The following is a 26,589-nucleotide window of genomic DNA, read 5'->3' as shown; positions in this document are numbered from 1 at the left end:
CTCGCCTTACTCGCCCTTGTCGGCCTTGGCCGCCTTCGCAGGCTTCTCGGCCTTTTCGGGCGGCGGCGCGTCGGCATCGGCCGCCAGCAGTGGAATGCCCAGCGACTCGCGCACCTTGTTCTCGATCTCGCGCGACAGCTCGGGGTTCTCGCGCAGGAACTCGCGCGCGTTGTCTCGGCCCTGGCCGATCTTCTCGCCGTTGTAGGCGTACCAGGCGCCCGACTTGTCGAGAATCTTGGCCGTGACGCCCATGTCGATGATCTCGCCCTCGCGGCTGATGCCCTCGCCGAACAGGATGTCGAACTCGGCCGTCTTGAAGGGCGGCGACACCTTGTTCTTCACCACCTTGACCTTGGTTTCGTTGCCGATGGCCTCGTCGCCCTTCTTGATGGTGCCGATGCGGCGGATGTCGAGGCGCACCGAGGCATAGAACTTCAGCGCATTGCCGCCGGTGGTGGTTTCGGGCGAGCCGAACATCACGCCGATCTTCATGCGGATCTGGTTGATGAAGATGACCATGCAGTTGGTCTTCTTGATCGTGGCGGTGAGCTTGCGCAGCGCCTGGCTCATCAGGCGGGCCTGCAGGCCGGGCAGCGAATCGCCCATTTCGCCTTCGATTTCGGCCTTGGGCGTGAGCGCGGCGACCGAGTCGATCACGATCAGGTCGACCGCGCCCGAACGCACCAGCGAATCGACGATCTCGAGCGCCTGCTCGCCAGTATCGGGCTGGCTGATCAGCAGGTCGGACAGGTTCACGCCGAGCTTCTGGGCGTATTGCACGTCGAGCGCGTGCTCGGCATCGACGAAGGCGCAGGTGCCGGCCTGCTTCTGCATGGAGGCGATGACCTGCAGCGTGAGCGTGGTCTTGCCCGACGATTCCGGGCCGTAGATCTCGATCACGCGGCCGCGCGGCAGGCCGCCGACGCCCAGGGCGATGTCCAGGCCCAGCGAGCCGGTGGAGACCACCTGGATGTCTTCGAGCGCTTCGCCTTCGCCGAGCCGCATGATCGTGCCCTTGCCGAACTGCTTTTCGATCTGCGCCAGCGCGGCCTGCAGGGCCTTGGCCTTTTCACTGTTGGCGACCGAGATGCTTGCGCCCTTGACGACTGTGTCCATGTGGAAACTCCTGAAAAATCAATGACTTGTGTGCGACTGCCAGCGCTCTGCTTTTAATCACAGGCTGGATGCTTGAACAGTAGTGTAGGGCTTGGTGAATTCGAGTAAACCCATTTTTTGGTCAGTTTGCTTTACCATTTGCCCGTGGCCGACATTGCATTCCCCCCCGACCCCGACGCATGGCGACAGACCCATTTGGGCCGCCTGCTGGGCCACGCCATGCGGCGCTTCGACGCGCGCGTGCTCGAACTCATGGCGCACGACGTCGAGGTGCCGCTGGCGCTCTCGAACCTCGCGGCGCGCGCGCAGGTGAGTGCCGCACACATCCACATCACCCGGCACCTGGCGCGCGAGGGTTCACGCCTCACCGACCTGGCCGACCGCGCGGGCATGACCAAGCAGGCCATGGGCGCCCTGGTGGACCAGTGCGAGGCCTGGGGACTGGTCACGCGCGGGCCCGATCCGCTCGACGCGCGGGCGCGTCGCGTGCGCTTCACCGCCGACGGGCTGGCCTGGCTCGACGCCTTCCGCAGTGCCGTGACGCAGGCCGAACGCGAGTTCCGCGACAGCGTCGGCCATGACGTCGCCACCGTGGTAACCATCGGTCTCGAAGCCTACACAGCGGGCTAGACTCGGCCGGAGACATACAAATGTGAAGGGCGCCAGCGCGGCGCCCGAACCGGCCGGAGGTTGCGCATGCGGATTCTGATTGCGGAGGATGACCAGGTGCTGGCCGACGCTCTGCTGCGCAGCCTGCGCACCTCCGGCGCGGCGGTCGACCACGTGGCGAACGGCTCGCAGGCCGATACCGCGCTCATGACGCACAACGAGTTCGACCTGCTGATCCTCGACCTCGGCCTGCCGAGCCTGCACGGCATCGAGATCCTCAAGCGCCTGCGCGCACGCGGTTCGCAATTGCCGGTGCTGGTGCTCACCGCGGCCGACAGCGTGGAGGAGCGCGTCAAGGGCCTGGACCACGGCGCCGACGACTACATGGCCAAGCCGTTCAGTCTGCAGGAGCTCGAGGCGCGCGTGCGGGCGCTCACGCGGCGCGGCATGGGCGCCACCAGCAACACCATCCGCCACGGCCCGCTGGTCTACGACCAGGCCGGCCGCGTCGCCACCATCGAAGGCAAGATGGTCGAACTCTCGGCGCGCGAACTCGGCCTGCTCGAGGTGCTGTTGCAGCGCGCCGGGCGCCTGGTCAGCAAGGACCAGTTGGTGGAGCGCCTCTGCGAATGGGGCGAGGAAGTGAGCCTCAACGCGATCGAGGTCTACATCCACCGGCTGCGCAAGAAGATCGAGAAGGGGCCGGTGCGCATCGCGACCGTGCGCGGACTGGGCTACTGTCTGGAGAAGATCCAAGGTTGATGCCCTGGATCTTCTGCGGCCTCACCGCTGTTTGCGCAGGGCGGCCCAGAACATGCCCCCCTTCCGATTTCGAGCCAGGAACACGATGTTTCGATAGTAGCCGTTGATGTCATAGAAGCCAGCGGCAGAAAATGCAATAGCAGCCGGACCCTGATAGGCGGAGTCCGTTATCAGCAGGCATTTCTCGCTGTCGCTGTTGCTGGCATCCACCGCATTCATGGTAAAGCCATACATGTTCTTGGCCGTGCCGGGCTGCGCCTGCGTGATCGCGCCCGAGATACGGCAGACGCCAATCTGCTCGCCCGCTGTCTCTCCCGTGAAAGCGCCTTGCGCGCCGACATCGATAGAAATGCTGAGAGACTCGTTCTTGTCCAAACTGGACCAACGACCAAGGACACTTTCCTGCGAAACGGCCAATGCGTTGCTGACCTCGTATTCGAAGGGCCCGAATGGGCGAGAGGCGGAAGTCCCTCGAACATGGTTGCCCGTCATGGATTTCTGCGGCTCGAATGTGCCGGAACCCGTTACCGACTCAGTCGGCAAAGAGTACGGCCAGTACTCAGTATCTGCATTGAAAGACCAGTTCAGGCGATCGACCGCGATCGACCCCCACAAGATTCCGCTCGGAAACTTCGTCGCGATGCTGCCGTCTCCACCCAGGAACACGATTTCGGTCGTCGAATAGTAGAGGCCTTCGCTGCCATTGCCCGCCGCAGCAGTCGAACCCGGTTGCGGTGCCGCCAACGAAGGCAGCGGCTCGCTGCCAGGAAACGGCTCCTGGTCTGGACGAGGTGCGGGAGCCGGTGCAGGCGCAGAAGCCACTGGAAACACCGGTAGTCCGCCGCCGCCACCGCTGCCTCCACCGCCGCAGCCGGTCAATGCGATGCCCAGCGCCAAGGTCGTGGCCGCCCAAACCGGTTTGGGGCACCCGCGCGGCAAATAATCTCTCATGGAAACCTCCTGAATATTGTTCGAATCGCAGAAACTGCCCGGCGAGACTACAACCGGGCGGCGCGCGGATTGCGCCAGGAACTCCCTCGCATTCGCACTACGTCACGCTTTCGATTCTTTTAGTTGCAGGGCTTCCGCTTGAAACTCTTCCAGCGCGCACAGCGCTCCCTCTTCGGCGAGATCCTCGACTGGATGCTCACGCCGTTGCTGCTGCTGGTGCCGGTGAGCATCGGCGTGACCTGGCTCGTGGCGCAGGGCATCGCGAATGCGCCGTTCGACCGGGCGCTCGAATACAACGTGCAGACGCTGGCGCGGCTCGCCACGGTGCAGCAGGGCCAGACGGCGTTCGTGCTGCCGCAGGCCGCGCGCGAGATCCTGCGTGCCGACGGTGCGGACCGCGTCTACTACCAGGTCCTCGACAACCGCGGCAAGCTGCTGAGCGGCGAAGCCGACGTGCCGCACCCCAGCTTCGACGAGCCGCCGGTCGTGGGCGTGGTGATGCTGAGCAATGGCGAGATGCGCGGCCGACAGGTTCGCGTGGCCTCGCTCTGGCTGGCCAGCAACGACGATGCGGCGCCTGCGCTGCTGCAGGTGGCCGAGACGCGCGAGAAGCAGTCGATCCTCGCGACCGAGATCATCAAGGGCGTGCTGCTGCCGCAGTTCGCGATCATGCCGCTGGCGGTGCTGCTGATCTGGCTGGCACTGGTGCGCGGCATCAAGCCGCTGTCGGTGGTGGAGGCGCGCATCCGCGAGCGCCGCCCCGGCGACCTGAGCCCGCTCGACGAATCGTCGGTGCCGCTCGAGGTGGTGCCGCTGGTCTCCTCGGTGAACGAGCTGCTCGACAAGCTAAACGACTCGATCCACACGCAGAAGCGCTTCCTCGCCGACGCGGCGCACCAGCTCAAGACGCCGCTCGCCGGCCTGCGCATGCAGGCCGACCTGGCGCAGCGCGAAGGCGCCAACGCGGACGAGCTCAAGCAGTCGCTCAAGCAGATCGGCCGCGCGAGCGTGCGCGCCACCCACACGGTGAACCAGCTGCTCTCGCTCGCACGCGCCGAGAGCACCGGTGCGGGCACCGCGCGCCAGCCCTGCGATCTCGCACGACTCATGATCGAGGTGGTGCGCGAGGCGGTGCCGCGCGCCATCGAGAAACGCGTTGACCTGGGCTACGACGGGGCTCAGCCAGGCGCGCCGGGTGTGGTGGTCGAAGGCAATCCGACGCTGTTGAAGGAACTGGCGCGCAACCTGCTCGACAACGCGATCAACTACACGCCCTCCACCGCCGAGCGCCCGGGCGTCATCACCGCGCGGGTGCTGGCCGATCCCTTCGGCCAGGTGGTGCTGCTGCAGGTGGAGGACAACGGGCCCGGCATCGCCGAGGCCGATCGCGAGCTCGTGTTCGAACCCTTCTACCGCGTGCTCGGCAACGAAGCCGACGGCTCGGGGCTGGGCCTGCCGATCGTGCGCGAGATCGCCAACCTGCACCATGCGCAGGTGAAGCTCGAGGATGCGCACCCCGAGCGGCAGCCGCCGGGCGCGCGCTTCACGGTGCGCTTCGAGGGCGAGGCAGCGGCGCCCTGACCGACCAGCAGCGCCGTCAGGGGGCGACGCTGCCGCCGTCCTTGCGGATCTGGAGCCACTCGGGATGGACCTGGCGCGCAAGGCGGTGCGGTTCGCGCTCGTCCAGGCTCGCGGGCGCCATGCCGAAGCCCGCGAGGTCGCCGCGCGACCAGAGCCAGTAGCCCACGTTGGCGAGCACCAGGACGACGAGGACGAGACGCAGCTTCATGGCGAACGCCCGTTAGTCAGAAGGCCATGCCGCGCGGTCGCACGCTGACCTCGTCGCTCGAGATCATCTGCAGCCCCTCGGCGGTGCGCACCTGCAGTTCGCCGCCCCAGGCCACGCCCTCGCACAGGCCGGCCGTGCCGTCGCTGAGCTGGACCTCGCGCCCGCGCAGCGCATCGCGTGCGGCAAAACGTTCGGCAAAGGGCGCGAAGCCGCGCGCTTCGAAGTCCTGCACGCTGCGCACCAGGGGCGCGGCCAGCTCGGCCAGCACCTCGGGCGCGCGGGCCTCGGGGCGCCACTGACGCAGCCACGCGGGCGGCGTGCGCATGCCCTCGCCATCGCGCGGGCCAATGTTGATGCCGATGCCGATCACGACGTAGCGCGGCGGTGCCGGCACGGCCGCCTGCACGCCTTGCGGCATGGCGGTTTCGATCAGAATGCCGACGAGCTTGCGGTCGTCGACCCACAGGTCGTTGGGCCACTTGAGCGCGACCTTCGCCTCACCCGAGGGATCGAGGCTCTCGGCCACGCTCACGCCGACGGCGAGCGACAGCCCCGACCAGTCGCGCGGTGCGAGCGGCAGGCCCAGCGAGAACATCAGCGACGAGGGGCCGGCGCTCTCGCCCTGCGGCTGCGCGCTGTGCCAGGGCCGCCCGAGGCGGCCGCGCCCCGCGGTCTGGTGCTCGGCCACCAGCAGCACGGGCGCGGTGCGGCCGGCGCGCGCGCGGCGCATCAGTTCGGCATTGGTCGAATCGATCTCGGCCGCGATCTCGACCGCAAAGCCCGGCAGCAGCGGCGCCACGGCGGCGGCGATGCGGTCCTCGAACCAGGCGGCCGTGGTGGTCATGCGCTCAGTCTTTCCTGGCCTTGCCGGACTTCTTTTTTTCCGCTTTCTTGTCCGCCTTCTTTTCGGCTTTTTCGTCAGCCTTTTTCTCGGCTTTCTTCTCGGCCTTCTTGGCTTTTTTCTTCTTCTTCTTTTTTTTCTTTTCCTCGTCTTCGTCCTTCGGCGTCAGCAGCGTGCCGCGGCAATTCTCCGCACCGCACCAGCACGGAAATTCGGACAGCAGCTTCGGCGTATAGGGCTCGTCGATGATCAGGCCGTAGTCGTAGTTGAGCTCTTCTCCTGCAGCGATGTTGCGCAGCGCCTTGATATAAACGCGCCCATCGACCTCGTCGGCCTCGCAGTTCGGATCGCACGAATGATTGATCCAGCGCGCGGCGTTGCCGTCGACGTTGCCGTCGATCACGCGGCCGTCGTCGATGTGGAAGTAGAAGGTGTGGTTCGGCTGAGCGGGGTCGTGCGGATGGCGGCGCAGCGCCTCTTTCCAGCTGATGACCTCGCCCTTGTATTCGATCAGCTTCTCGCCTTCCGCGATGTCCTGGACGGCGAAGACGCCGTTGCCATGGACGGTCGAGCGCCGCGTCTGGATGCGGCGGCCGCCGGAAAGTGTGGATTTGGAAGGCATCGCCGAAGTCTGTTAGGTTGAATATGCACACATGCGCGTGCGCGCGTGCGCACGCGGGAAGCCGCAGATTGTATGTGGCCCCCACGCTCCGCACTCCGTGTCGTCGCTGCCCCCCGAGAGGGCCGCAGGCCGCCTTGAGGCGGCTCGGCGGCGGCCTGGGAACTGTTTTTTAGGAAATGTTGATGAAGACGTTGGTAATCGCAGAAAAGCCGTCGGTGGCGCAGGACATCGTCCGTGCGCTGACGCCGGTCGCCGGCAAGTTCGAGAAACACGACGAGCATTTCGAGAGCGAAAGCTACGTCGTGACCAGCGCCGTCGGTCACCTGGTCGAAATCCAGGCGCCCGAGGAATTCGACGTGAAGCGCGGCAAGTGGAGCTTCGCGAACCTGCCGGTGATTCCGCCGCATTTCGACCTGAAGCCGGTCGACAAGACGAAGACGCGCCTGAACGCCGTGGTCAAGCAGGCCAAGCGCAAGGACGTGACGCAGCTCATCAATGCCTGCGACGCGGGCCGCGAGGGCGAGCTGATCTTCCGCTTGATCGAGCAGTACGCGGGCGGCAAGACCGGCCTCAACAAGCCCGTCAAGCGGCTGTGGCTGCAATCGATGACGCCGCAGGCCATCCGCGACGGCTTCGATGCGCTGCGCACCGAAAAGCAGATGCAGGGCCTGGCCGACGCCGCGCGATCGCGCTCCGAAGCCGACTGGCTCGTGGGCATCAACGGCACGCGCGCCATGACCGCGTTCAATTCGCGCGACGGCGGCTTCTTTCTGACTACCGTGGGCCGCGTGCAGACGCCCACGCTGTCGGTGGTGGTCGAGCGCGAGGAAAAGATCCGCAAGTTCGTGAGCCGCGACTACTGGGAAATCCACGGCGTGTTCCAGGCCGAGGCCGGCCAGTACCCCGGCAAGTGGTTCGACGCCAACTTCAAGAAGCCGCTGCCGGGCCCCGACGGCGCGGCCGACGCCGAGATCCGCGCCGACCGCGTGTGGAGCGAGCGCGAAGCGCGCGAGATCGCCGATGCGGCGCGCGGCAAGCCCGCCACCGTCACCGAGGAGAGCAAGCCCACCACGCAGGCCTCGCCGATGCTGTTCGACCTGACCTCGCTGCAGCGCGAGGCCAACGGCCGCTTCGGCTTCTCGGCCAAGACCACGCTGGCGCTGGCGCAGAGCCTGTACGAGCGCCACAAGGCGCTGACCTATCCGCGAACCGATTCGCGCGCGCTGCCCGAGGACTACCTGCCGGTCGTCAAGGACACGATGAAGATGCTCGCCACCAGCGGCATGAAGCACCTGGCGCCGTTCGCGCAGCAGGCCGTCGACGGCAGCTACGTGAAGCCCAACAAGCGCATCTTCGACAACACCAAGGTGTCGGACCACTTCGCGATCATTCCGACGCTGCAGGCACCGAGCGGCCTGTCCGACGCCGAGCAGAAGCTGTACGACTTCGTGGTGCGCCGCTTCATGTCGGTGTTCTTCCCGAGCGCCGAATTCCAGGTGACCACCCGTATCAGCACGGTCGAAGCGGGCGGCAAGAAGTACCCGTTCCGTAGCGACGGCAAGGTGCTGGTCAAGCCGGGCTGGCTCGCGATCTGGGGCAAGGAAGCGGTCAACGACGACGACGAGAAGGACGGCAAGAACCTCGTCGTGGTGAAACCGGGCGAAACTGTGCAGACCGAGTCCGCCGACCTCAAGGCGCTCAAGACCCGGCCGCCGGCACGCTACTCGGAAGCCACGCTGCTGGGCGCGATGGAAGGCGCCGGCAAGACCATCGACGACGACGAATTGCGCGAGGCGATGCAGGAAAAAGGCCTGGGCACGCCAGCCACCCGCGCCGCCACCATCGAAGGCCTGATCGCCGAGAAATACATGCTGCGCGAGGGCCGCGAGCTGATCCCGACGGCCAAGGCCTTCCAGCTGATGACACTGCTGCGTGGCCTGGGCGTGGAAGAACTCTCCAAGGCCGAACTCACGGGCGAGTGGGAATACAAGCTCGCGCAGATGGAGAAGGGCGCGCTCAGCCGCGAGGCCTTCATGCGCGAGATCGCCAAGATGACGGAGCACATCGTCAAGAAGGCGAAGGAATACGACCGCGACACCGTGCCGGGCGACTACGCCACGCTCGCCACGCCCTGCCCCAACTGCGCCGGCGTGGTGAAGGAGAACTACCGCCGCTACAGCTGCACCGGCAAGGCGGGCCAGGAGCCCTGCGGCTTCTCGTTCGGCAAGTCGCCGGCGGGGCGCACCTTCGAGGTGGCCGAAGCCGAGGCGCTGCTGCGCGACAAGCACATCGGCCCGCTCGAGGGCTTCCGCTCCAAGGCGGGCTGGCCGTTCACCTCCGAGATCGTCTTGAAGTACGACGAAGAAGCCAAGAACTGGAAGCTCGAGTTCGACTTCGGCGACGACAAGAACGGCGACACCGGCGAGATCGTCGACTTCAGCGAGCAGGACACGCTGGGCCCCTGCCCCATCTGCGGCGCACCGGTGTTCGAGCACGGCAGCAACTACGTCTGCGAGAAGTCGGTGCCCACCAACGCGCAGCCGACGCCGAGCTGCACCTTCAAGACCGGCAAGATCATCCTGCAACAGCCGGTGGAGCGCGCGCAGATGGAAAAGCTGCTCGCCACGGGCAAGACCGACCTGCTCGACAAGTTCGTGAGCATGCGCACGCGCCGCGCCTTCAAGGCCTTCCTGACCTGGAACGCCGAGGAAGGCAAGGTGACCTTCGAATTCGCACCGCGCGAAGGGGGCAGCAAATTCCCGCCGCGCAAGACCTTCGGCAAGGCTGCGCCCGCGGCCAAGAAGACCGCCGCGGCCAAGAAGACGGCGGCTGGCAAGACCCCGGCGGCAAAGAAGGCGCCGGCCGCAAAGAAGGCGGCTACGCCGCGCAAGCCCGGCGCGGGCCTGAAGCCCAGCGAATCGCTGGCCGCGGTGATCGGCGCCGAACCGGTGGCACGCACCGAGGTCATCAAGAAGCTCTGGGACTACATCAAGGCCAACGGCCTGCAGGATGCCACCAACAAGCGCGCGATCAACGCCGACGCCAAGCTCAAACCGGTGTTCGGCAAGGACCAGGTGACGATGTTCGAGCTCGCCGGCATCGTGGGCAAGCACCTGTCGGCGCCATGATGGCCATGCAGCGCAGACATTTCACCCTCGCGCTCGCTGCGGCCTGCACGTTCGCCGCCGGTGCGGCCCCGGCCGCCGCCTGGCCCGACAAGCCCGTCAAGCTGGTGGTGCCCTTCCCGCCCGGGCAGGCTACCGACATCTTCGCGCGCGCGCTCGCCGAGCAGCTCGGCAAGCGGCTGGGCCAGCCGGTCATCGTCGACAACAAGGCCGGCGCGGGCAGCAACATCGGCACCGACTTCGTGGTGCGCTCGCCGGCCGACGGCTACACGCTGGTGGTGGCGGGCAGCGCCATGGCGGTCAATCAGACGCTCTACGCCAAGCCAGGCTTCGATCCGCGCAAGGACCTCGTGGGCATCTCGCTGATCGCCACGGTGCCGCTGGTGTTCCTGGCCACGCCCGAGAGCGGCATCCGCAGCATGGCCGACCTCACCGCGCGCGCGAAGGCCGAGCCGGGCAAGCTCAGCTATGCGAGCGCGGGCATCGGCGGCACGCAGCATCTGTCGGGCGAGATGTTCAAGTCGGCGGCGCGCGTGTTCATGACCCACATCCCCTACCGCGGCAGCGGTCCGGCGCAGGCGGACTTCCTCGGCAACCAGGTGCCGCTGATGGTCGACTCGGTCACGGCGGCGCTGCCGCACATCAAGTCGGGCAAGGCGGTGGCGCTGGCGGTCACCTCGGCCAAGCGCTCGTCGCAGTTGCCCGACGTGCCCACGGTGCGCGAGAGCGGCGTGGCGGGCACGAAGGACTTCGAGGCCGTGGGCTGGCTCGGCCTGATGGCGCCGCGCGGCACGCCGGCCGACATCACGGCGCGGCTGAACCAGGAAGTGACCGAGGTCCTCAAGACCGAGCAGATGGCGCGCTTCATCCGCGATCGCGGCTCCGAGCCTGCACCGACCACGGGCGCCGAGTTCGACCGCTTCGTGGCGAGCGAGATCGGCCGCTGGGGCGCGGCGGTCAAGGCTTCGGGCGCCAAGCCCGAGTAGCCGGCTCAGCCGGCGGGTTCCGCCTGCCGGTCCACGTCCGCCAGCAGCCAGCGCCGGAAATGGTCGAGCGTGGCGAGCTGGCCGCGCCCTTCGGGGTAGCAGAACCAATAGCCTTCGGCGCCGCGGTAGCCGCCTTCGGGCAGCGGCTCGTCGACCAGGCCGGCAGCGATGTCGTCCTGCACCAGGCAGCGCGGCACCAGTGCCACGCCCATGCCCACCATCACGGCGCGGATCATGGTCTGGAACTGGTCGAACTGCGGGCCGGCCAGCGGATCGAGCCCGTGCACGCCGTGCGCCTCGCTCCATTGCAGCCACGACTGCGGCACCGTCACATGGCGCAGCAGCGTGCAGCGCGCCACGTCCTGCGGCGTGCGGATGCGCACTTCGGCCAGTTCCGCGCGCGGCGCAATCAGCGCCACATCCTGCCCCGCGAGGTAGTGCGAGCGGGCACCGGGCCAGTGGCCGTCGCCGAACAGGATCGCGCAGTCGAGTTCGGGCCGCTCGAAGTCGTAGCCATGCACGAAAGGCACGAAGTGCAGCGTGATCTGCGGATGGCGGCGCTGGAAGTCGGGCAGGCGCGGAATCAGCCATTTGGCGCCGAAGGTCGGCAGCGTCGAGAGATGCAGCGCCCCGCCACCGTCGCCGCTGGTGATGAGTTCGAGCGTGGCCGCCTCGAGCTGGGCGAGCACCGCGCGCACCGCCTTCTCGTAGCGCTCGCCCGCGGGGGTGAGCGCCAGCCGCTTGCGCGCGCGCTCGAACAGCGGCACGCCGATCCAGCGCTCGAGTTCCTGCACCTGCTTGCTGACGGCGCCCTGCGTGAGGTGCAGCGCCTCCGCCGCGCGTGACACGCTGCCGAAGCGCACCACCGTCGAGAAAGCGCGCAGCAGGTTCAGCGGTGGGTTCAGGCGGCGCAGCGACATGGTGGAAGGATGCCCATCAAAACATTCCAGATCAGAATATTAACTGGTCTATCCTTTGCTTGATGTGAAGGGCAACTTCTTGCCTTTTCACCCTCGCCTCATTGGAAGATTCCCCATGCAACGTCGTTATTTTCTCTCCGCACTGGCCGCTGCTTCGGTCGTTCCTGGAATGTCTTTGGCCCAAGGCCGGCCGATTCGGCTGATCGTGCCCTTCCCGCCCGGCGGCGCCACCGACATCACCGCGCGCGTGCTCTCCGAGCCGCTCGCCAAGATCCTGCAGCAGCCGGTGGTCATCGACAACCGCGCCGGCGCGGGCGGCTCCATCGGCATGGCCGAGGTGGCCCGGTCCGCACCCGATGGCCTCGCCTTCGGCGTGGCCACGCTGTCCACGCATGGCGTGAACCCGGCCGTCTACCAGAAGCTGCCCTATGACCCGGTCAAGGGCTTCGTGGCCGTGACCGAGCTGGTCAAGGCACCGGGCGTGGTCGTCATCAATCCGCAGGTGCTGCCGGTGAAGAGCTTCGCGGAACTCGTGGCGTACCTGAAGGCCAACCCCGGCAAGGTGTCGTACGCCTCGCCGGGCAACGGCACCATCGGCCACATGTGGGGCGAACTCTTCAAGAGCAGTACCGGAACCTCGATGGTGCACATCCCCTACCGCGGTGCAGGCCCGGCGATCAACGACGTGCTCGCGGGCCAGGTGCCGGTGTACTTCGACCAGGTCGCCTCCTCGCTGCCGCACGTGAAGGCGGGCAAGCTGGTGGCGCTGGCCGTGTCGTGGAGCGGCCGGCTCGACGTGCTGCCCGAGGTGCCGACCTACCGCGAACTGGGTTACCCGGCCAACAACGACCCGTCGTGGTTCGGCCTGGTGGCGCCGGCCGGCACGCCGGCCGGCATCGCGCAGCGCATGCAGCAGGCGGTGGCCACGGCGCTGAAGGACGCCTCGGTGCGCGAACGCCTCGCGCTGCAGGGGCTCTATGCCTCGGGCACGACGCCGGCCGAGTTCGCGAAGCAGATTGACAGCGAAATCGAGAAGATGAAGAAGGTCGCGGCCTTTGCGCGCATCCGACTGGACTGACCGCCTATGCATCCTGTCCTGAAACTGATCCAGACCCGCGCCCAGGTGACAAGCATCGCCGGGCACACGCCGCTGGTGCTCGATTCGCCGCACAGCGGCACGATCTACCCTGACGATTTCCGGCCGGTGTGCGACCTCGCCACCTTGCGCCGCGCCGAGGACACCCACGTCGAGAAGCTCTACGCCTTCGCATCGGCCCTGGGCGTCGCGTGGATCGAGGCGCACTTTCCGCGCAGCTACCTCGACGCCAACCGCGACCTCACCGAGCTCGACACCTCGCTGCTCGACGGTGCGTGGGACGGGCCGCTGTCGGACGATCCGCGGGTGCTGTCGAAGGTGCGGCTCGGCAAGGGCCTGATCTGGAAGCTCACGGACGAGGGGCTGCCGATCTACGACCGCCTGCTCACGGTGGACGAGGTCCGCGCGCGCATCGACCACTGCTGGCGCCCCTACCATGCCGCCGTGGCCGAGGCGATCGAGGCGGCGCATGCGCGGCACGGCTACAGCATCCACATCAACTGCCATTCGATGCCGGCGGTCGCGGGCAGCCATGCGACCGATTTCCCAGGTCTCGTGCACGCCGATTTCGTGATCGGCGACCGCGATGGCAGCACCGCCGATCCGGCGCTGTCGCAGCGCATCTGCGAGCACCTGCGCGCGCGCGGCTACAGCGTGGACTACAACCATCCCTACAAGGGCGTCGAGCTGGTGCGCCGCAACGGCCGCCCAGCCGGACACCGGCACAGCATCCAGGTCGAGATCAACCGCAGGCTCTACATGGACGAAGCCACGCTGGCGCTCGAGGAGAGCGGCGCCGCGCGGCTCGAGGCCGACCTGCGTTCGATGGTCGAGATGCTGCTGGCCACCGACCCGCGCTGAGCGAAGAAGACAACCCTGCCGCCATCGGGTGTGTTGCGGCGCGGCCGGCGCCGCATCGGCCTATAGTGGGCTTCAGTCCCACCCATGCCTGGAGTTATCCGTGAAGCCATTCATTGCAGTTGTTCTTGCCGTACTGACCGCCGCGCTGGCGGCGGGCTGCGCGGGCACGGGGTCGGCGGGCGGCAGCGGCCCCGCGGCCTCGTCGGGCAGCGGCATCACGGTGTTCGGCACCATCGACGCCGGCGTCAGCGGAACGACGAACCGCTCCGAGCGCCGATAACACCGGCAGCGCGGGCGCGGCCGGCCCTCAGCGCCGCAGCAGCGCCTGGCGCAGCACCCGCGCCGCACGGTCGCGGATCCGGCCGGGCCCGCTGTCGGGCTCGCTGCGTGGCGCCACCTTTGCGGTCGCGCAGGCCCAGAGGAAGTCGTGCAGGATCGGCGTGTCGTCGACCGTCTCGGTGCTGCCGTACTTGTGGAATTCGGGGTGCCATTGCGTGGCGGCAATGTAGCTGCGCCCCTTCTCGGGGCGGCGGCGGATCGCCTCGGGCACACGGTCGGGCAGGCTCCAGGCCTCGATCTCGAAGCCCGGCGCCAGGTCCTTCACGCCCTGGTGGTGGATGCTATTGACCCGCGCGGTGCGCACCTCGGGGTAGAGCTTCGACAGCCGCGTGCCCTCGACGATCTCGATGTCGTGGAAATTCTGGTCGTAGGTGACTGGGTCGCGGTGCCGCCGGGTCTCGGGATGCTGGTGCTGCGCCTCGATGTCCTGGTAGAGCGTGCCGCCGAAAGCCACGTTGATCAGTTGCAGCCCGCGGCAGACGCCGAAGATCGGCTTGCCGGCCTGCTCGAAGGCCTCCACCAGTGCGAGATCATAGAGGTCGCGGAGGCGGTCGCCGAGCCAGGCGTCCTTGAGCGGCGCCTCGCCGTAGCTGCCGGGCCAGACGTCGGCGCCACCATGCATCACCACGCCGTCGAGCCATTCGGCGTAGTGCGAGAGCTTGGTGTCGCCACGCGCGGTCTCGCCCGTAGGGCAGGGCACCATCACGACCATCGCGCCGGCCGACATGAGCCAGTGTGCGATGGACTGCTCGACGTACTGCAGCGTCTTGTTGGTGAACAGCGAGCGCGCAGGGTCCGCGTGCGAAAAGCAGGCGGAGAGGCCGATCTTCAGCCGGGCGGAGACGGGTTGGGGCATCTCGGAACGTTCGGGGCGAGCTGTGCGAAAAGGAAAGTCCATTGTGTCGCTTGAGCTTCTCGCACCGGGTCGGACGAAACGCCAAGTATGCTTTCAACGCCGCCACGACACGGAAGGAAGACACGCCATGAAAACGATCAAGGGCCCGGCCATATTCCTGGCTCAGTTCGCCGGGGACCAGGCCCCGTTCAATTCGCTCGACGCCATCGCCGGCTGGGCCGCCGGCCTGGGCTACAAGGGCGTGCAGATCCCAAGCTGGGACGCACGCCTGTTCGACCTGCGCCGCGCCGCCGAGAGCAGGACCTACTGCGACGAGGTCAAGGGCATGCTCGCGGGCCACGGGATCGAGATCACCGAGCTGTCGACCCACCTGCAGGGCCAGCTGGTCGCGGTGCATCCCGCTTACGACGCGGGCTTCGACGGCTTCGCGGCACCCGAGGTGCGCGGCGATCCGGTGCGGCGCCAGCAATGGGCGGTCGAGCAGCTGCACCTCGCGGCCAAGGCGTCGGCCAACCTCGGGCTCAGCGCTCATGCGACCTTCTCGGGTGCGCTGGCCTGGCCGTACCTCTACTCGTGGCCGCCGCGCCCGCCGGGGCTGATCGAGGAGGCCTTCGACGAGTTGGCGCGCCGCTGGCGCCCGATCCTCGACGCCTTCGACGCGGCGGGCGTCGACGTGGCCTACGAGATCCATCCGGGCGAAGACCTGCACGACGGCGTGAGCTACGAAATGTTTCTCGAACGGGTGAACAACCACCCGCGCGCCTGCCTGCTGTACGACCCGAGCCATTTCATGCTGCAGCAGCTCGATTACCTCGCGTACATCGACCACTACCACGAGCGCATCAAGATCTTCCACGTGAAGGATGCCGAGTTCAACCCGACGGGCAAGCAGGGCGTGTACGGCGGCTTCCAGAGCTGGATCGACCGGGCCGGGCGCTTCCGCTCGCTGGGCGACGGGCAAGTCGACTTCCGGGCCATCTTCTCGAAGATGGCGCAGTACGACTTTCCGGGCTGGGCCGTGCTGGAGTGGGAATGCTGCATCAAACACCCCGAAGACGGGGCGCGCGAGGGCGCGAAATTCATCGCCGACCACATCATTCGCGTGGCCGACCGGGCCTTCGACGATTTTGCCGCTGGCGGCGTGGACGTGGCGGCAAACCGGCGCGTTCTGGGCCTGGGATAGCGGCCGACGCGAGGCCTCGGCAAGGACTGACAAGCAACAGTCATGCCTTGCGGGCTATAATGTCGGGTTCGTTTCGATGACCACGGCGGAGTTATTCGTCAACCGCCAGCCTGTGCACTGACGATTCAGTAAATCAGTGAATCAGTGACAGGCCGGTTTCACAGTGTGTTGGAGCGCCAGACCGGGCGCCCATGTATGCCACCACTGTCTTCGTTCTTGTTGAAGCGAATGGCGCATTGCCCCGGCAGTGCGCAAAGACAAGCAGTCGTGCCACGGCGCGTTCGCGCTGCCGGGCTCCGGCTGAAACAAAGACGCCAGATTCCATCTCCAACACACACTTATCGGACGACTCAGAGGTAATCGCACAATGCCCAAGGAAGAACTCATCGAAATGAACGGCGCAGTGACCGAAGTCCTGCCCGACTCGCGCTACCGTGTCACGCTCGACAACGGCCACCAGCTGATCGCCTACAGCGGCGGCAAGATGCGCAAGCACCACATCCGCATCCTGGCGGGCGACAAGGTCTCGCTCGAACTCTCGCCCTACGACCTGACCAAGGGCCGCATCACCTTCCGTCACCTGGAGCGCCGCGGCCCCCCGCCGACCTCCGGCAACAACGGCCCTCGCCGCTGATCCGCGACGAGCCATTGGGCCTTGCGGCGCCCGGCCTCGGGCGCGCGGCAAGGCCTTTTGCTTTTTTGCGAACCCATTCGGCTGCCGCACGATGACCCCCCACGATTCCCCAGCCAGCGGCCCCCTGGCCGACAAGACCGGCTTCGCCACGCTGCCGCTCTCACCGCAGATGCTGGCCAACCTCATGCAGCTCGGCTATCTGCAGATGACGCCGATCCAGGCGGCCAGCCTGCCGCCGGCGCTGCTCGGCCAGGACCTGATCGCGCAGGCCAAGACCGGCAGCGGCAAGACCGCGGCCTTCGCGCTGGCGCTGCTCGCCAACCTCAACGCGCGCCGCTTCGCGGTGCAGGCGATGGTGCTGTGCCCGACGCGTGAGCTGGCCGACCAGGTCACGACCGAGATCCGCCGTCTTGCGCGCGCCGAAGAGAACATCAAGGTCGTCACGCTCTGCGGTGGCGTGGCGCTGCGCGGGCAGATCGCGAGCCTGGAACACGGCGCGCACATCGTCGTGGGCACGCCGGGCCGGATCATGGACCACCTCGAGCGCGGCAACCTCGACCTCGCCGGGCTCAACACCCTGGTGCTCGACGAAGCCGACCGCATGCTCGACATGGGCTTCTTCGAGGACATCGTCAAGGTCGCGCGCCAGTGCCCGAAGGAACGGCAGACGCTGCTGTTCTCGGCGACATATCCCGAAGGCATCGCCAAGCTCGCGCAGCAGTTCATGAAGAGCCCGCAGCAGATCACGGTGCAGGCCCAGCATGAGGGCAGCAAGATCCGCCAGCGCTGGTACCAGGTGAAGGACAGCGAACGGCTGCATGCCGTCGGCCTGCTGCTCGATCATTTCCGCCCGGCCAGCACGCTGGCGTTCTGCAACACCAAGCAGCAGTGCCGCGACCTCGTGCAGGTGCTGCAGGCCCAAGGCTTCAGCGCGCTGGCGCTGTTCGGCGAACTCGAGCAGCGCGAGCGCGACCAGGTGCTGGTGCAGTTCGCCAACCGCAGCTGCTCGGTGCTGGTGGCCACCGACGTCGCCGCGCGCGGGCTCGACATCGCGCAGCTCGAGGCCGTGATCAACGTCGACGTGACGCCCGATGCCGAGATCCACATCCACCGCATCGGCCGCACCGGCCGCGTCGGCCAGCAGGGCGGCGCCGAAGGCCTCGCGCTGAACCTGGCGAGCATGAACGAGATGGGCAGCGTCGGCAAGATCGAGCAGCTGCAAGGCCGCGAATCCGAATGGCATCCGTTGGCCGAGCTCACGCCGGGCCAGGGTGCGCCGCTTTCGCCGCCGATGGCCACGCTGCAGATCGTCGGCGGCCGCAAGGAAAAGATCCGCGCCGGCGACGTGCTGGGCGCGCTCACCGGCGACTGCGGCTATGCGAAAGAGCAGATCGGCAAGATCAACGTCAACGAGTTCTCGACCTATGTGGCCGTGGCACGCGAGATCGCGGCCGAGGCGGCGCGCAAGCTCTCGGGCGGGCGCGTGAAAGGCAAGAGCGTGAAGGTGCGCCTGCTCGAACTCTAGAGAGAAACAAGCCCTGTCACAGCCGCTGCTTCGGCTTCTGGCAGGCAAAATCCCCGCTGTGGCCTAATTGCGCCTCGAACATCCACTTTTTTATCCGAGCTTTTCCATGCCCAAGAAAATTCGCACCGAAGCCGACCGCATTGCCAGCCCGAAGCCGACGCCACTGGCCGGCTACGCCCTGCCCAGGACCGGTGGCGGCCAGAAGGTCAGCCTCGAACGCGGCACCGCCACGCGCAGCAAGAAGAACCCCGGCAAGCGCGCCAAGAAGGGCGGCTGACCCGCTTGCGCGGCCGGCTCGCAGCAACTGCAGCCGGCCACGAACGACGAACGCGCCCGCGGGCGCGTTTTGTCATTGCAAGCCACCGCAGCAGCGACTGCATTGCCAGGCCTTCGATGTCCGACGACAACCAGATCTTCATTCCGCCTTCGTTCTTCGCGGTCTACAGCGATGCACGGCAACGGCTGCTGGCGCCGATCGGGGTGGTGCGCGAGCGCTACGAAGTCTGCGAGGACCTCGCCAGCCACCTGGTAGCGCACGCGCAGATCCAGCACCACACCGAGGTGCCGGTCGAGAGCGAGATCCTGCGGCGCATCCATGCGGGGCTTTCGACGCCCGAGGCCGGCGTCTCGCCTGCCGAGGCCGAGTGGACCGTGCAGCGCCTGGCCGAGCTGCTCGGCTGGCCGGCACCCGCGCCGACCGCCGCGCCCGACAGCTGAGCAGGCCGGACCGGCGCCCGGTCTTCGACATCTGGCTACAGTCGAGCCGATGACCCGCCGCACCACCGACGTCCTGCTCACCGCGACCGCACCCGCCATCTGGGGCAGCACCTATGTGGTGACCACCGAGATGCTGCCCGCGAACTATCCGCTCACGGTCGCGCTGCTGCGGGCGCTGCCGGCGGGGCTGCTGTTGCTTTTGATCGTGCGCCAGCTGCCCGAGCGCGCCTGGTGGGGCCGCATTGCGGTGCTGGGCGCGCTGAACTTCTCGATCCTCTGGGCGATGCTGTTCCTTGCCGCCTACCGCCTGCCGGGCGGCGTGGCGGCGACGATCACCTCCGTGCAGCCGCTGTTCGTGGTGTTCCTCGCGCGCTTCTTCCTCGGCGCGACCGTGCGCGCGCTGTCGGTGGCCGCAGCCGTGGTCGGCATCGGTGGCGTGGCATTGCTGGTGCTCACGCCGAATGCCCGGCTCGATGCGATCGGCATTGCCGCGGCCTTCGCTGCCGCGGTGTCGATGGCTTTCGGCACGGTGCTGAGCCGCCGCTGGCAGCCACCGGTTTCGGCGCTGGCCTTCACGGCCTGGCAACTGACCGCGGGCGGTCTGCTGCTGCTGCCATTCGCGCTCTGGCTCGAGCCGCCGCTGCCCGTGCTCACGGCCACGAACTGGCTCGGCTTCGCCTGGCTCGGCCTGATCGGCGCCGCCGTGACCTACATCATCTGGTTCCGCGGCGTGGCCCGGCTCGAATCGGCGGCCGTCGCGCCGCTGACCTTCCTGAGCCCCGTGACGGCCGTGATCCTCGGCTGGGCGCTGCTCGGGCAGACCTTGTCGGTGCTGCAGGTCGTGGGCATCCTGGTGGTGATCGCGAGCATCTGGCTCAGCCAGCATGCCCAGCGCGGCGTACTGCCGCCGCTGGCGGTGCCCGCCGCGCGCTGAGCCGGGTCGTCAATCGACCTTCGCGCCCGAGGCCTTCACCACAGCGCCCATGGCGTCCCAGTCCGCGCGCAGCAGCTTCTGGAACGCTTCGGCCGTCCGCGTGCGCGGCTCCACACCCAGGCGCTTGAAGCGCTCCTGGATCGCGGGCTCGGCCAGCACCTTGTTGGCGGCCGCGTTGAGACGCTCGACCTCGGTCTTGGGCGTGCCGGCTGGCGCGAGCAGGCCGATCCACGAATCGAAGGCGTAGCCGGGCAGGCCGCTCTCGGCCACGGTCGGCAGCTGCGGCAGGAAGGGGCTGCGCGCCTGGCCGGTGGAGGCGAGCAGCTTCATGCGCTGATCGGCCTGGAAGCCCATAACGCCGATGCTCGAGGAGATGACCGCCTGCACCCGGCCCGCGAGCACCTCGTTGACCGCTTCGCCGGTCGACTTGGTCGGGATGTGCGTCATCTGCAGACCCGCTTTCGCGAGGAACGAGGCCATCGCAAGGTGCGTGGCGCTGCCGTTGCCCGCCGACGCGTAGTTGTACTTGCCCGGGTTGGCCTTGACCTCCTTGATGAAGTCGGCCGTGTTCGACACGTTGAGCCCGCTCGTCACCGCCAGCACATAGCCCGCGTTGCCGATGTAGGCCACGCCGGCGAAGTCCTTCAGCGGGTCGTACGGCAGCTTGTTGTAGAGGAAGCCCGCGATGTGGTGGCTTGCGGCCGCGAGGACGAGCGTGTTGCCGTCCGGCGCTGCCTTGGCCACCACGGCCGCGCCCACGGTGCCGCCCGCACCCGCGCGGTTCTCGACCACGGCGCTGGCATTGAGCGCCGCGCCCAGTTCGCTGTTGAAGGCACGTGCCACCGTGTCCTGCACCGCGCCGGTGCCGAAAGGCACGACGATGTGGATCACGCGCTGCTGCGCATGGGCGAGGCCGGCGCCGCCCACGGCCAGAGCGGCTGCCGCGGCAGCCACGAGAGAACGTCGGGTGAGGGAAGTCGTGGAGTTCATCGAGGGGCCGCTTTCATCATCAACAGGAAGGGAAGGGAAAACTTCTTCAGGTGCCCGACGGCAGCCAGCGCTGCACCAGCTTCACGAAGTAGCTGGCACCGATCGGGATGATCTCGTCGTTGAAATCGAACGAGGTGTTGTGGATGATGCAAGGCCCGGGCCCGTGGCCCTCGAGCCGGTGATCGCCGTCGCCGTTGCCCAGGAAGGCATAGCAGCCGGGCCGCGCCAGCAGCATGTGCGCGAAGTCCTCGGCGCCCATCACGGCGGGGAAGTCGTCGGTGACCATGTCGTCGCCCACCACCTCGCGCATCACGCCGGCCGCGAAACGCGCCTCGGCCGCATGGTTGACGACGGGCGGCGACGAGCGCTTGAAGAACACGTCGGCCGTGCAGCCGTGCGCCGCGGCCACGCCCGCGGCGACCTCGCGCAGGCGCGCCTCGATCCGGTCGATCGCCTCGACCGAGAAGGTGCGGATGGTGCCGCCGACGGAAGCCAGGTCGGGAATCACGTTCGGCGCATCGGAGCCCTGCAGCTGCGTGACCGCGAGCAGGGCACGTTCGGTGCTCGGAATGGTGCGCGCGACGATGGTCTGCAGCTGCTGCGCGAGCGTGACCACCGCCGCCACCGGATCGATGCCGGTGTGCGGCATCGACGCATGCGTGCCGCGGCCCTGCATCGTGACCTTGTAGGTGTTGCTCGATGCCATCAGCGCGCCCTCGTTGAGCGCGAAGCGGCCCACCTCGCCGACGGGAAAGTTGTGCAGCGCGAACACCGCGTCGCAGGGGAAGCGCTCGAACAGGCCCTCGTCGATCATCTTCTTCGCGCCCGCCTTGCCCATCTCCTCGGCCGGCTGGAAGATGAAATGCACCGTGCCGTCGAAATCATCCGGCCCCTGTTGCGACAGATGCCAGGCCGCGGCCAGCAGCATCGTCGTGTGGCCGTCGTGTCCGCAGGCGTGCATGCGCCCGGCGTGCGTGGACCGGTGGGCGAAGGCGTTGGCTTCCTCGAGCGGCAGCGCGTCCATGTCGGCGCGCAGCCCGATCGTGCGCACGCTGGTGCCCTTGCGCAGCACGCCCACCAGCCCGGTGCCCGCGATGCCGCGGTGCACCTCGATGCCCCATTCGGCGAGCAGCCCGGCCACCTTTTCGGCGGTGCGGTGTTCCTCGAAGCCGAGTTCGGGATGGGCGTGGATGTCGCGCCGGATCTCGACGAAGCGGGCGGCGCTGGCAAGGAAGGCGTCGACGATGTTCATGGCGGGGAGGCGGGCGGCGAAAGAGGTGCGGTGCGAGCGATTCTGGCGCAGCCGCCCGCCGGACGCACGCTGCACGACCTTCTCGTTTGCACTGAAAATGCACGCCATGAAAATCGCAAAAGACACCGTCGTCACGCTCAAGTACAAGGTGGCCGATGCCCAGGGCAAGCTCATCGAGGCGAACCCCGAGCCCATGGCCTACCTGCACGGCGGCTACGAGAACACGCTGCCCAAGATCGAGGAAGCCCTCGAAGGCAAGGAAAAGGGCTTCCAGGCCACGCTGAACCTCGCGCCCGAGGACGCGTTCGGCCAGCGCGAGGAATCGCTGGTGCGCACCATTCCCAAGACCGACTTTCCGCCCGGCGTGAAGGTGGGCGGCCAGCTGCAGGGCCGGCTCGACGACGGCCGCGAGCATGTGTTCACCGTGACGAAGATCAAAGGCCCCGTCGTGCTGCTCGACGGCAACCACCCCTGGGCCGGCAAGGCGCTGAAGTTCAGCCTGACCGTGACGGATGTGCGCGAGGCGCTGCCGGTGGAAATCGAGCACCGGCATGTGCATGGAGCACACGGGCACCACCACTGAGCCCGTCGCCGGCGGCTGCTAACTACCGCCGCTTCCAGAACCGGGGCGCATCCGCGATCCGGTCGAGCGCCTTGCGGCAGGCCTTGGCCCCCGCGGCGCGGCGGGCGCTGAACCAGCCGACCGCGAACCAGGCCCGCGGGTCGCTGTCGGCGACCTCCCGGTAGAGCGCGAGCGCCACCGCTTCATCGTTGTACGCCCCGAGTGCGTCCTGTGCGGGGCGCAGGCGCTCGAGGTAGCGCCCGGCCTTGCCCGCCTCGAACAGCGGCGCCACGAACTCGGCCAGGTAGCGCAGGCGCTTGAGCCGCTTGCGCACGCGGTGCTGCGCCTCGGTGGGCAGGGATTCGAAGCGCCGGCCGTCACGCACCGCCTGCCGGTGCAGGCGCCGCAGCCGCTGGCGCAAAAAACGCCGGGCATCGCCCGCGGACAGGCCGGCGCCATCGGGCGCCGCCGCGGTGAAGCCGATCAGCGAGACCAGCACCGACTGGAAGGCCGGTGCGCGCACCACGTCGCCGGGCGAGTTCGCCTCGTCGGCGCTGCCTTCGCCGCCCCCCGGGGCCGCAAGCGCCGGCGGTTGCGCTTCGGTCGGCAGATCGCGCCATTGCGCCTCGGCCAGCTGCGCCACCTGCTCGCGATCGCGCACGGTGCCGAGCGCACGGAAGGCACCCACGAGCGGCGGTTCCCAGGCGGCGGCATCGAACCCTGCGCTATCCGCATCGAGTTCCGCCAGTTCACGCAATGCGGTGCGCAAGCGGCGGATGCCGATGCGCAGCTGATGCACCTGCTCCTCGTCGCCGCTGCCGGCCGCGAGCTCGCTGGCATTGGGCAGCATCTGGGCCACGCAGGACGCCACCACGGCCTGCTGGATCGCGCGGCCGCCGATCCCCTTGGCGGCGTCGCTGGCGAAGCGCGGCGCCTCGGCCTTGACGGCCGGGACCCGCTCGAGCCCCGCCAGCAGGCGCGCGCCGCGTTCGGCCTTGGACACGGTGCCGAACCAAAGGCCATGCTGCTGCGACCACCGTTGTGCCAGCGTCACCAGGCCCTGCACGTCGCCGCGCTTGAGCTCGAGCTCGAGTTCGCACACCGGCGATTCGCGCTGCATCGGCGTGCCGGCATGCGCCACGACCTTGCCCACGTCGAGCGCCATCTCCACCACCGCGGCCCCGGCGCCCGTCGTGCGCACGTCGCGGGTCAGCCGCACGATGTCAGTGGACTGGCGCTCCACCAGCGTGGCGCCGCGCTCGGCCAGCACCGCGGCGAGACGGTCGCCCACCGGCGTGCCCTGGTGGCGCTGCGGATCGATCGCAGGCGCCGCACGGCCCGCGCCGACGGTACCGAGGTCGACGTTGTGCTCCAGGCGGTGCAGTGCGTTGTCGCCCGTGGCCTTGGCGGTCTGGACCCAGCGCGGGCCTTCCTTGCGCAGGCGCAGCACGATGCCCGCGGCGGCCAGCCGCTGGTCTTCGGTGTCGAAGTAGCGCGCCTGCAGCCGTGTGCGAGCCACGGTGCCGCGCCGCAGGGCGGCCTCGACGGACTTCAGGCGGTCGGGGGGAATGCAGAACTTGAACTCGATTTCCATGCGGCCATGATGCCCTGCCGTGATCGAACCCGAAAATCGGCGCGCATGAAAATAGATGTGGACGCCGTACATTTTCTTTGTTATCGTTTGTGGACGGCGTACACAACACGCCGTCCCCTATCCGATCCACACCTCATCGATCCAAGGAACACTCCATGGCCACCAAGCAGATCTTCGTGAATCTTCCCGTCAAGGACCTCGACAAGTCCAAGGCCTTCTTCGGCGCGCTCGGCTACAGCTTCAACCCGAAGTTCACCGACGCGAACGCGGCCTGCATGGTCATCGAGGAGGGCAGCATCCACGCGATGCTGCTGGTCGAGGACTTCTTCAAGACCTTCACGGACAAGAGCCTCACCGACACCAGCAAGAGCACCGAGGTGCTGCTGTGCCTCTCGTGCGAGAGCCGCGCCGAGGTCGACGAGTTGGTGGCCAAGGCCGTGGCGGCGGGCGGCACGCTGCCGCGCCCGCCGCAGGACCTCGGGTTCATGTACGGGCACGGTTTCCAGGACATCGACGGCCACCTCTGGGAATTGGTGTACATGGACCCGAACGCCGAGATGCCACAGCAGGGCGCCTGAAGCGAAGCGCAGGAGTCCGAGCCATGCCCATCGTTCCATACGCGCTCCTCACCGTTGCGCGAAAGGGGTCTACCGCGCGCCGCGAGCGCCCCGACATGCAAGGAACCGGCGTGGCAGATTCGGCCATGCCCCACTTGCCAAGAAGGAACACCGGCATGACCGACGACAAAGACCACCGCAGCCCCATCGTGAAGATCCAGCCCTTGGGCTTTCCCTGGGCGACGATCGACCCCTTCCTGTTCTGCGTCTACCACGACGATGCCTATCCGAAGGGCAATGCGCAAATGGGCCCCGATGCGCCGCTGACCGGCCGCCAGATCGGCCAGGACTTCAGCCGCACCGACGGCTGGAGCATGTACCACGGCGAAACGGTGCCGGGCTTTCCGGCGCATCCGCACCGCGGCTTCGAGACGGTGACCATCGTCCGCAAGGGCTTGATCGACCATTCCGATTCGCTGGGCGCCACGGCGCGCTTCGGAGGCGGAGATGTCCAGTGGCTCACCGCAGGCAAGGGCATCGTGCATGCCGAGATGTTCCCCTTGCGTGACACGGGCGCGCCCAATCCGCTCGAGCTGTTCCAGATCTGGCTCAACCTGCCGGCACGTCACAAGATGGCCGAGCCGCACTTCACGATGTTCTGGTCCGACGCGATCCCGCGCCTCGTGTCCGACGACGCGAAGGGTGGTCGCACCGAGGTCGCGGTCATCGCGGGCCGGCTCGGCAGCACATCCGAGAGTCGCGACGCGGTCGAGGCGCTCGCGCCGCCGCCTGATTCATGGGCGGCACAGGCCGATGCCGATGTCGCGATCTGGACCGTGAAGATGACGCCCAGTGCGCGCTGGACGCTGCCGGCCGCCACGGGCGAAGGCACCCGGCGCATGCTGTACTTCTTCAAGGGTGCCGAGGCGCACATCGCGGGCGAGCGCGTGCAGGGCCCGGCGGCAGTCGAGCTGCGCGCTGACGTGGCCGTGGAACTGGCCGCCGGCGATCGGGCGGACAGCGAATTCCTCGTGCTGCAGGGCCGCCCGATTGCCGAGCCTGTGGTGCAGTACGGGCCCTTCGTGATGAACACGCAGGCCGAGATCAGCCAGACCATGGCCGACTACCGGCGCACGCAGTTCGGCGGCTGGCCCTGGCCCGACTCCGCGCCGGTGCACGGCCGGGATGCCGCGCGCTTCGCGCGGCACCCGGACGGACGCGAGGAAGCGCCGGGCGCGCAAGGGGACTAAGGTTCAGTCGCCGGGCGGCGTCAGAAGCTCTTCAGCATCTCGACGCCGAGCGCCGTCATGCTCGGCACGAACTCGGTCACGTCCATCCGCGCGACACCGCCCTGCACGAAGGGGTCGCGCGCGAGCACCGCTTCGAGCGCCTCGCGGTCGCCCGATCGCGCCAGGATCACGCCGCCCGTGCGCGGCACCTGCCGGCCCGAGGCCACGAACAGGCCGCTCGCATAGTGTTTCTTGAGCCACGTCATGTGCGGGTCCATCAAGGCATCGACTTCTTCGAGCGGGCGGGTGTAGGTGAGGCTGACGATGAACATGGGCAGGCCGGTGGGTGTGACAGCCCTCCATCCTATGGCCTCGACAAGGCGCGGTCCCGGCGAGTGTGTGTTGCAGTCGTAACGTTGTGGCAGGCGTCATTTCGCTTTCGGCATCTGCACGGCGCGCCGCCGAAGGCCTGAAGCGATCCCGGTCGACGCTTTCTGCTACCGTCATTCGCGTCGCCGACAAGGCCCACCGGAGACCCA

The 26,589-nt window shown here is 67.9% G+C and carries 28 protein-coding genes; 17 read left to right on the top strand and 11 right to left on the bottom strand.

The window, feature by feature from the left end:
• Window positions 1-6: 6 nt before the first annotated feature.
• Complete coding sequence (recA, locus tag AC3A6R_RS13105; protein ID WP_487864528.1) at window positions 7-1,116, bottom strand: recombinase RecA; 1,110 nt, start codon at window positions 1,114-1,116, stop codon at window positions 7-9.
• A gap of 144 nt (window positions 1,117-1,260) precedes the next feature.
• On the opposite strand from recA, the gene AC3A6R_RS13100 reads away from it, so the two are divergent.
• Both AC3A6R_RS13100 and AC3A6R_RS13095 read left to right on the top strand, forming a co-directional pair.
• A complete protein-coding gene (locus AC3A6R_RS13100; RefSeq protein WP_487860827.1) occupies window positions 1,261-1,746 on the top strand; it encodes a MarR family winged helix-turn-helix transcriptional regulator in 486 nt (161 codons plus the stop codon).
• A 66-nt stretch (window positions 1,747-1,812) separates the two neighbouring features.
• Window positions 1,813-2,487: a response regulator gene (locus tag AC3A6R_RS13095; RefSeq protein ID WP_487860826.1), complete on the top strand. Its 675-nt coding sequence runs from the start codon at window positions 1,813-1,815 to the stop codon at window positions 2,485-2,487.
• A 21-nt stretch (window positions 2,488-2,508) separates the two neighbouring features.
• Here the strand turns inward: AC3A6R_RS13095 and AC3A6R_RS13090 are convergent, their stop codons facing one another.
• Window positions 2,509-3,438, bottom strand: coding sequence for a hypothetical protein (locus AC3A6R_RS13090; RefSeq protein WP_487864527.1), 930 nt, complete (start codon window positions 3,436-3,438; stop codon window positions 2,509-2,511).
• Window positions 3,439-3,576: 138 nt separating this feature from the next.
• On the opposite strand from AC3A6R_RS13090, the gene AC3A6R_RS13085 reads away from it, so the two are divergent.
• On the top strand, window positions 3,577-5,019 hold the full coding sequence (locus tag AC3A6R_RS13085; RefSeq protein WP_487864526.1) for a sensor histidine kinase N-terminal domain-containing protein: 1,443 nt from the start codon (window positions 3,577-3,579) through the stop codon (window positions 5,017-5,019).
• Between the two features lie 16 nt (window positions 5,020-5,035).
• Here the strand turns inward: AC3A6R_RS13085 and AC3A6R_RS13080 are convergent, their stop codons facing one another.
• The 3 genes from AC3A6R_RS13080 to AC3A6R_RS13070 are packed head-to-tail and all read right to left on the bottom strand — an operon-like array spanning window position 5,036 to window position 6,690.
• A complete protein-coding gene (locus tag AC3A6R_RS13080; RefSeq protein ID WP_487864525.1) occupies window positions 5,036-5,227 on the bottom strand; it encodes a sporulation protein in 192 nt (63 codons plus the stop codon).
• A gap of 16 nt (window positions 5,228-5,243) precedes the next feature.
• A complete protein-coding gene (locus AC3A6R_RS13075; RefSeq protein WP_487864524.1) occupies window positions 5,244-6,071 on the bottom strand; it encodes a biotin--[acetyl-CoA-carboxylase] ligase in 828 nt (275 codons plus the stop codon).
• A 4-nt stretch (window positions 6,072-6,075) separates the two neighbouring features.
• Window positions 6,076-6,690: an SET domain-containing protein gene (locus AC3A6R_RS13070; protein ID WP_487864523.1), complete on the bottom strand. Its 615-nt coding sequence runs from the start codon at window positions 6,688-6,690 to the stop codon at window positions 6,076-6,078.
• 179 nt (window positions 6,691-6,869) lie between these two features.
• Between AC3A6R_RS13070 and AC3A6R_RS13065 the strand changes: the two genes are divergently transcribed.
• Window positions 6,870-9,818: a DNA topoisomerase III gene (locus AC3A6R_RS13065; protein WP_487864522.1), complete on the top strand. Its 2,949-nt coding sequence runs from the start codon at window positions 6,870-6,872 to the stop codon at window positions 9,816-9,818.
• A gap of 5 nt (window positions 9,819-9,823) precedes the next feature.
• On the top strand, window positions 9,824-10,801 hold the full coding sequence (locus AC3A6R_RS13060; RefSeq protein ID WP_487864521.1) for a tripartite tricarboxylate transporter substrate binding protein: 978 nt from the start codon (window positions 9,824-9,826) through the stop codon (window positions 10,799-10,801).
• Between the two features lie 5 nt (window positions 10,802-10,806).
• Here the strand turns inward: AC3A6R_RS13060 and AC3A6R_RS13055 are convergent, their stop codons facing one another.
• Window positions 10,807-11,721 carry a LysR substrate-binding domain-containing protein gene (locus AC3A6R_RS13055; protein ID WP_487864520.1) on the bottom strand — a complete coding sequence of 305 codons (915 nt, stop codon included), beginning with the start codon at window positions 11,719-11,721 and terminating at the stop codon, window positions 10,807-10,809.
• Window positions 11,722-11,836: 115 nt separating this feature from the next.
• Here AC3A6R_RS13055 and AC3A6R_RS13050 point away from each other — a divergent pair, with 115 nt between their 5' ends.
• The 3 genes from AC3A6R_RS13050 to AC3A6R_RS13040 all read left to right on the top strand — a co-directional run bounded on the left by AC3A6R_RS13050 (window position 11,837) and on the right by AC3A6R_RS13040 (window position 13,958).
• A complete protein-coding gene (locus AC3A6R_RS13050) occupies window positions 11,837-12,799 on the top strand; it encodes a tripartite tricarboxylate transporter substrate binding protein BugE (RefSeq protein WP_487864519.1) in 963 nt (320 codons plus the stop codon).
• A 6-nt stretch (window positions 12,800-12,805) separates the two neighbouring features.
• Entirely contained in the window at window positions 12,806-13,678 is an 873-nt protein-coding gene (locus AC3A6R_RS13045) for an N-formylglutamate amidohydrolase (protein WP_487860816.1), read from the top strand.
• Between the two features lie 100 nt (window positions 13,679-13,778).
• The gene (locus AC3A6R_RS13040; RefSeq protein WP_487864518.1) at window positions 13,779-13,958 is read left to right on the top strand and encodes a hypothetical protein; all 180 of its coding nucleotides are present in this window, start codon (window positions 13,779-13,781) and stop codon (window positions 13,956-13,958) included.
• Between the two features lie 27 nt (window positions 13,959-13,985).
• On the opposite strand, the gene AC3A6R_RS13035 is transcribed toward AC3A6R_RS13040, so the two are convergent.
• Complete coding sequence (locus AC3A6R_RS13035) at window positions 13,986-14,873, bottom strand: gamma-glutamyl-gamma-aminobutyrate hydrolase family protein (RefSeq protein ID WP_487860814.1); 888 nt, start codon at window positions 14,871-14,873, stop codon at window positions 13,986-13,988.
• Between the two features lie 127 nt (window positions 14,874-15,000).
• On the opposite strand from AC3A6R_RS13035, the gene AC3A6R_RS13030 reads away from it, so the two are divergent.
• From AC3A6R_RS13030 to AC3A6R_RS13005, 6 genes are all read left to right on the top strand, one after another.
• Window positions 15,001-16,056, top strand: a complete 1,056-nt coding sequence (locus AC3A6R_RS13030) for a sugar phosphate isomerase/epimerase family protein (protein ID WP_487864517.1) — start codon at window positions 15,001-15,003, stop codon at window positions 16,054-16,056.
• A gap of 367 nt (window positions 16,057-16,423) precedes the next feature.
• Window positions 16,424-16,690 carry a translation initiation factor IF-1 gene (gene infA / locus AC3A6R_RS13025; RefSeq protein ID WP_487860812.1) on the top strand — a complete coding sequence of 89 codons (267 nt, stop codon included), beginning with the start codon at window positions 16,424-16,426 and terminating at the stop codon, window positions 16,688-16,690.
• A gap of 91 nt (window positions 16,691-16,781) precedes the next feature.
• Complete coding sequence (dbpA, locus tag AC3A6R_RS13020; RefSeq protein WP_487864516.1) at window positions 16,782-18,215, top strand: ATP-dependent RNA helicase DbpA; 1,434 nt, start codon at window positions 16,782-16,784, stop codon at window positions 18,213-18,215.
• A 106-nt stretch (window positions 18,216-18,321) separates the two neighbouring features.
• Window positions 18,322-18,492, top strand: coding sequence for a hypothetical protein (locus tag AC3A6R_RS13015; protein WP_487860810.1), 171 nt, complete (start codon window positions 18,322-18,324; stop codon window positions 18,490-18,492).
• 116 nt (window positions 18,493-18,608) lie between these two features.
• On the top strand, window positions 18,609-18,932 hold the full coding sequence (locus AC3A6R_RS13010; protein WP_487860809.1) for a hypothetical protein: 324 nt from the start codon (window positions 18,609-18,611) through the stop codon (window positions 18,930-18,932).
• Between the two features lie 49 nt (window positions 18,933-18,981).
• The gene (locus AC3A6R_RS13005) at window positions 18,982-19,866 is read left to right on the top strand and encodes an EamA family transporter (RefSeq protein WP_487864515.1); all 885 of its coding nucleotides are present in this window, start codon (window positions 18,982-18,984) and stop codon (window positions 19,864-19,866) included.
• A 9-nt stretch (window positions 19,867-19,875) separates the two neighbouring features.
• On the opposite strand, the gene AC3A6R_RS13000 is transcribed toward AC3A6R_RS13005, so the two are convergent.
• Window positions 19,876-20,856 (bottom strand): tripartite tricarboxylate transporter substrate-binding protein, encoded by a 981-nt coding sequence (locus tag AC3A6R_RS13000; RefSeq protein ID WP_487864514.1) that lies wholly within the window; start codon window positions 20,854-20,856, stop codon window positions 19,876-19,878.
• 46 nt (window positions 20,857-20,902) lie between these two features.
• The gene (locus AC3A6R_RS12995; RefSeq protein WP_487864513.1) at window positions 20,903-22,108 is read right to left on the bottom strand and encodes a M20 aminoacylase family protein; all 1,206 of its coding nucleotides are present in this window, start codon (window positions 22,106-22,108) and stop codon (window positions 20,903-20,905) included.
• 106 nt (window positions 22,109-22,214) lie between these two features.
• Between AC3A6R_RS12995 and AC3A6R_RS12990 the strand changes: the two genes are divergently transcribed.
• Window positions 22,215-22,691 carry an FKBP-type peptidyl-prolyl cis-trans isomerase gene (locus tag AC3A6R_RS12990; RefSeq protein WP_487860805.1) on the top strand — a complete coding sequence of 159 codons (477 nt, stop codon included), beginning with the start codon at window positions 22,215-22,217 and terminating at the stop codon, window positions 22,689-22,691.
• A gap of 22 nt (window positions 22,692-22,713) precedes the next feature.
• Here AC3A6R_RS12990 and AC3A6R_RS12985 read toward each other — a convergent pair whose 3' ends face one another.
• The gene (locus tag AC3A6R_RS12985; RefSeq protein ID WP_487864512.1) at window positions 22,714-24,264 is read right to left on the bottom strand and encodes a CYTH and CHAD domain-containing protein; all 1,551 of its coding nucleotides are present in this window, start codon (window positions 24,262-24,264) and stop codon (window positions 22,714-22,716) included.
• 155 nt (window positions 24,265-24,419) lie between these two features.
• Between AC3A6R_RS12985 and AC3A6R_RS12980 the strand changes: the two genes are divergently transcribed.
• Both AC3A6R_RS12980 and AC3A6R_RS12975 read left to right on the top strand, forming a co-directional pair.
• Window positions 24,420-24,842: a VOC family protein gene (locus AC3A6R_RS12980; RefSeq protein ID WP_487860803.1), complete on the top strand. Its 423-nt coding sequence runs from the start codon at window positions 24,420-24,422 to the stop codon at window positions 24,840-24,842.
• Window positions 24,843-24,997: 155 nt separating this feature from the next.
• Entirely contained in the window at window positions 24,998-26,071 is a 1,074-nt protein-coding gene (locus AC3A6R_RS12975) for a pirin family protein (RefSeq protein WP_487864511.1), read from the top strand.
• 20 nt (window positions 26,072-26,091) lie between these two features.
• Here AC3A6R_RS12975 and AC3A6R_RS12970 read toward each other — a convergent pair whose 3' ends face one another.
• Entirely contained in the window at window positions 26,092-26,382 is a 291-nt protein-coding gene (locus AC3A6R_RS12970; RefSeq protein WP_487860801.1) for a YciI family protein, read from the bottom strand.
• Between the last annotated feature and the right edge of the window lie 207 nt (window positions 26,383-26,589).

The organism is Variovorax sp. Soil_C_19 (assembly GCF_057657255.1).
Note: the sequence above shows the minus strand (reverse complement) of the source record. Positions and strands in the feature narration are given on the sequence as shown.

Bases quoted from the DNA above. Each gene is read 5' to 3' on its own strand.
- recA (WP_487864528.1), bottom strand. From the start codon at position 1,116: ATGGACACAGTCGTCAAGGGCGCAAGCATCTCGGTCGCCAACAGTGAA.
- AC3A6R_RS13095 (WP_487860826.1), top strand. From the start codon at position 1,813: ATGCGGATTCTGATTGCGGAGGATGACCAGGTGCTGGCCGACGCTCTG.
- AC3A6R_RS13090 (WP_487864527.1), bottom strand. From the start codon at position 3,438: ATGAGAGATTATTTGCCGCGCGGGTGCCCCAAACCGGTTTGGGCGGCC.
- AC3A6R_RS13080 (WP_487864525.1), bottom strand. From the start codon at position 5,227: ATGAAGCTGCGTCTCGTCCTCGTCGTCCTGGTGCTCGCCAACGTGGGC.
- AC3A6R_RS13075 (WP_487864524.1), bottom strand. From the start codon at position 6,071: ATGACCACCACGGCCGCCTGGTTCGAGGACCGCATCGCCGCCGCCGTG.
- AC3A6R_RS13070 (WP_487864523.1), bottom strand. From the start codon at position 6,690: ATGCCTTCCAAATCCACACTTTCCGGCGGCCGCCGCATCCAGACGCGG.
- AC3A6R_RS13060 (WP_487864521.1), top strand. From the start codon at position 9,824: ATGCAGCGCAGACATTTCACCCTCGCGCTCGCTGCGGCCTGCACGTTC.
- AC3A6R_RS13055 (WP_487864520.1), bottom strand. From the start codon at position 11,721: ATGTCGCTGCGCCGCCTGAACCCACCGCTGAACCTGCTGCGCGCTTTC.
- AC3A6R_RS13050 (WP_487864519.1), top strand. From the start codon at position 11,837: ATGCAACGTCGTTATTTTCTCTCCGCACTGGCCGCTGCTTCGGTCGTT.
- AC3A6R_RS13045 (WP_487860816.1), top strand. From the start codon at position 12,806: ATGCATCCTGTCCTGAAACTGATCCAGACCCGCGCCCAGGTGACAAGC.
- AC3A6R_RS13035 (WP_487860814.1), bottom strand. From the start codon at position 14,873: ATGCCCCAACCCGTCTCCGCCCGGCTGAAGATCGGCCTCTCCGCCTGC.
- AC3A6R_RS13030 (WP_487864517.1), top strand. From the start codon at position 15,001: ATGAAAACGATCAAGGGCCCGGCCATATTCCTGGCTCAGTTCGCCGGG.
- infA (WP_487860812.1), top strand. From the start codon at position 16,424: ATGCCCAAGGAAGAACTCATCGAAATGAACGGCGCAGTGACCGAAGTC.
- dbpA (WP_487864516.1), top strand. From the start codon at position 16,782: ATGACCCCCCACGATTCCCCAGCCAGCGGCCCCCTGGCCGACAAGACC.
- AC3A6R_RS13015 (WP_487860810.1), top strand. From the start codon at position 18,322: ATGCCCAAGAAAATTCGCACCGAAGCCGACCGCATTGCCAGCCCGAAG.
- AC3A6R_RS13010 (WP_487860809.1), top strand. From the start codon at position 18,609: ATGTCCGACGACAACCAGATCTTCATTCCGCCTTCGTTCTTCGCGGTC.
- AC3A6R_RS13005 (WP_487864515.1), top strand. From the start codon at position 18,982: ATGACCCGCCGCACCACCGACGTCCTGCTCACCGCGACCGCACCCGCC.
- AC3A6R_RS13000 (WP_487864514.1), bottom strand. From the start codon at position 20,856: ATGAACTCCACGACTTCCCTCACCCGACGTTCTCTCGTGGCTGCCGCG.
- AC3A6R_RS12995 (WP_487864513.1), bottom strand. From the start codon at position 22,108: ATGAACATCGTCGACGCCTTCCTTGCCAGCGCCGCCCGCTTCGTCGAG.
- AC3A6R_RS12990 (WP_487860805.1), top strand. From the start codon at position 22,215: ATGAAAATCGCAAAAGACACCGTCGTCACGCTCAAGTACAAGGTGGCC.
- AC3A6R_RS12985 (WP_487864512.1), bottom strand. From the start codon at position 24,264: ATGGAAATCGAGTTCAAGTTCTGCATTCCCCCCGACCGCCTGAAGTCC.
- AC3A6R_RS12980 (WP_487860803.1), top strand. From the start codon at position 24,420: ATGGCCACCAAGCAGATCTTCGTGAATCTTCCCGTCAAGGACCTCGAC.
- AC3A6R_RS12975 (WP_487864511.1), top strand. From the start codon at position 24,998: ATGACCGACGACAAAGACCACCGCAGCCCCATCGTGAAGATCCAGCCC.
- AC3A6R_RS12970 (WP_487860801.1), bottom strand. From the start codon at position 26,382: ATGTTCATCGTCAGCCTCACCTACACCCGCCCGCTCGAAGAAGTCGAT.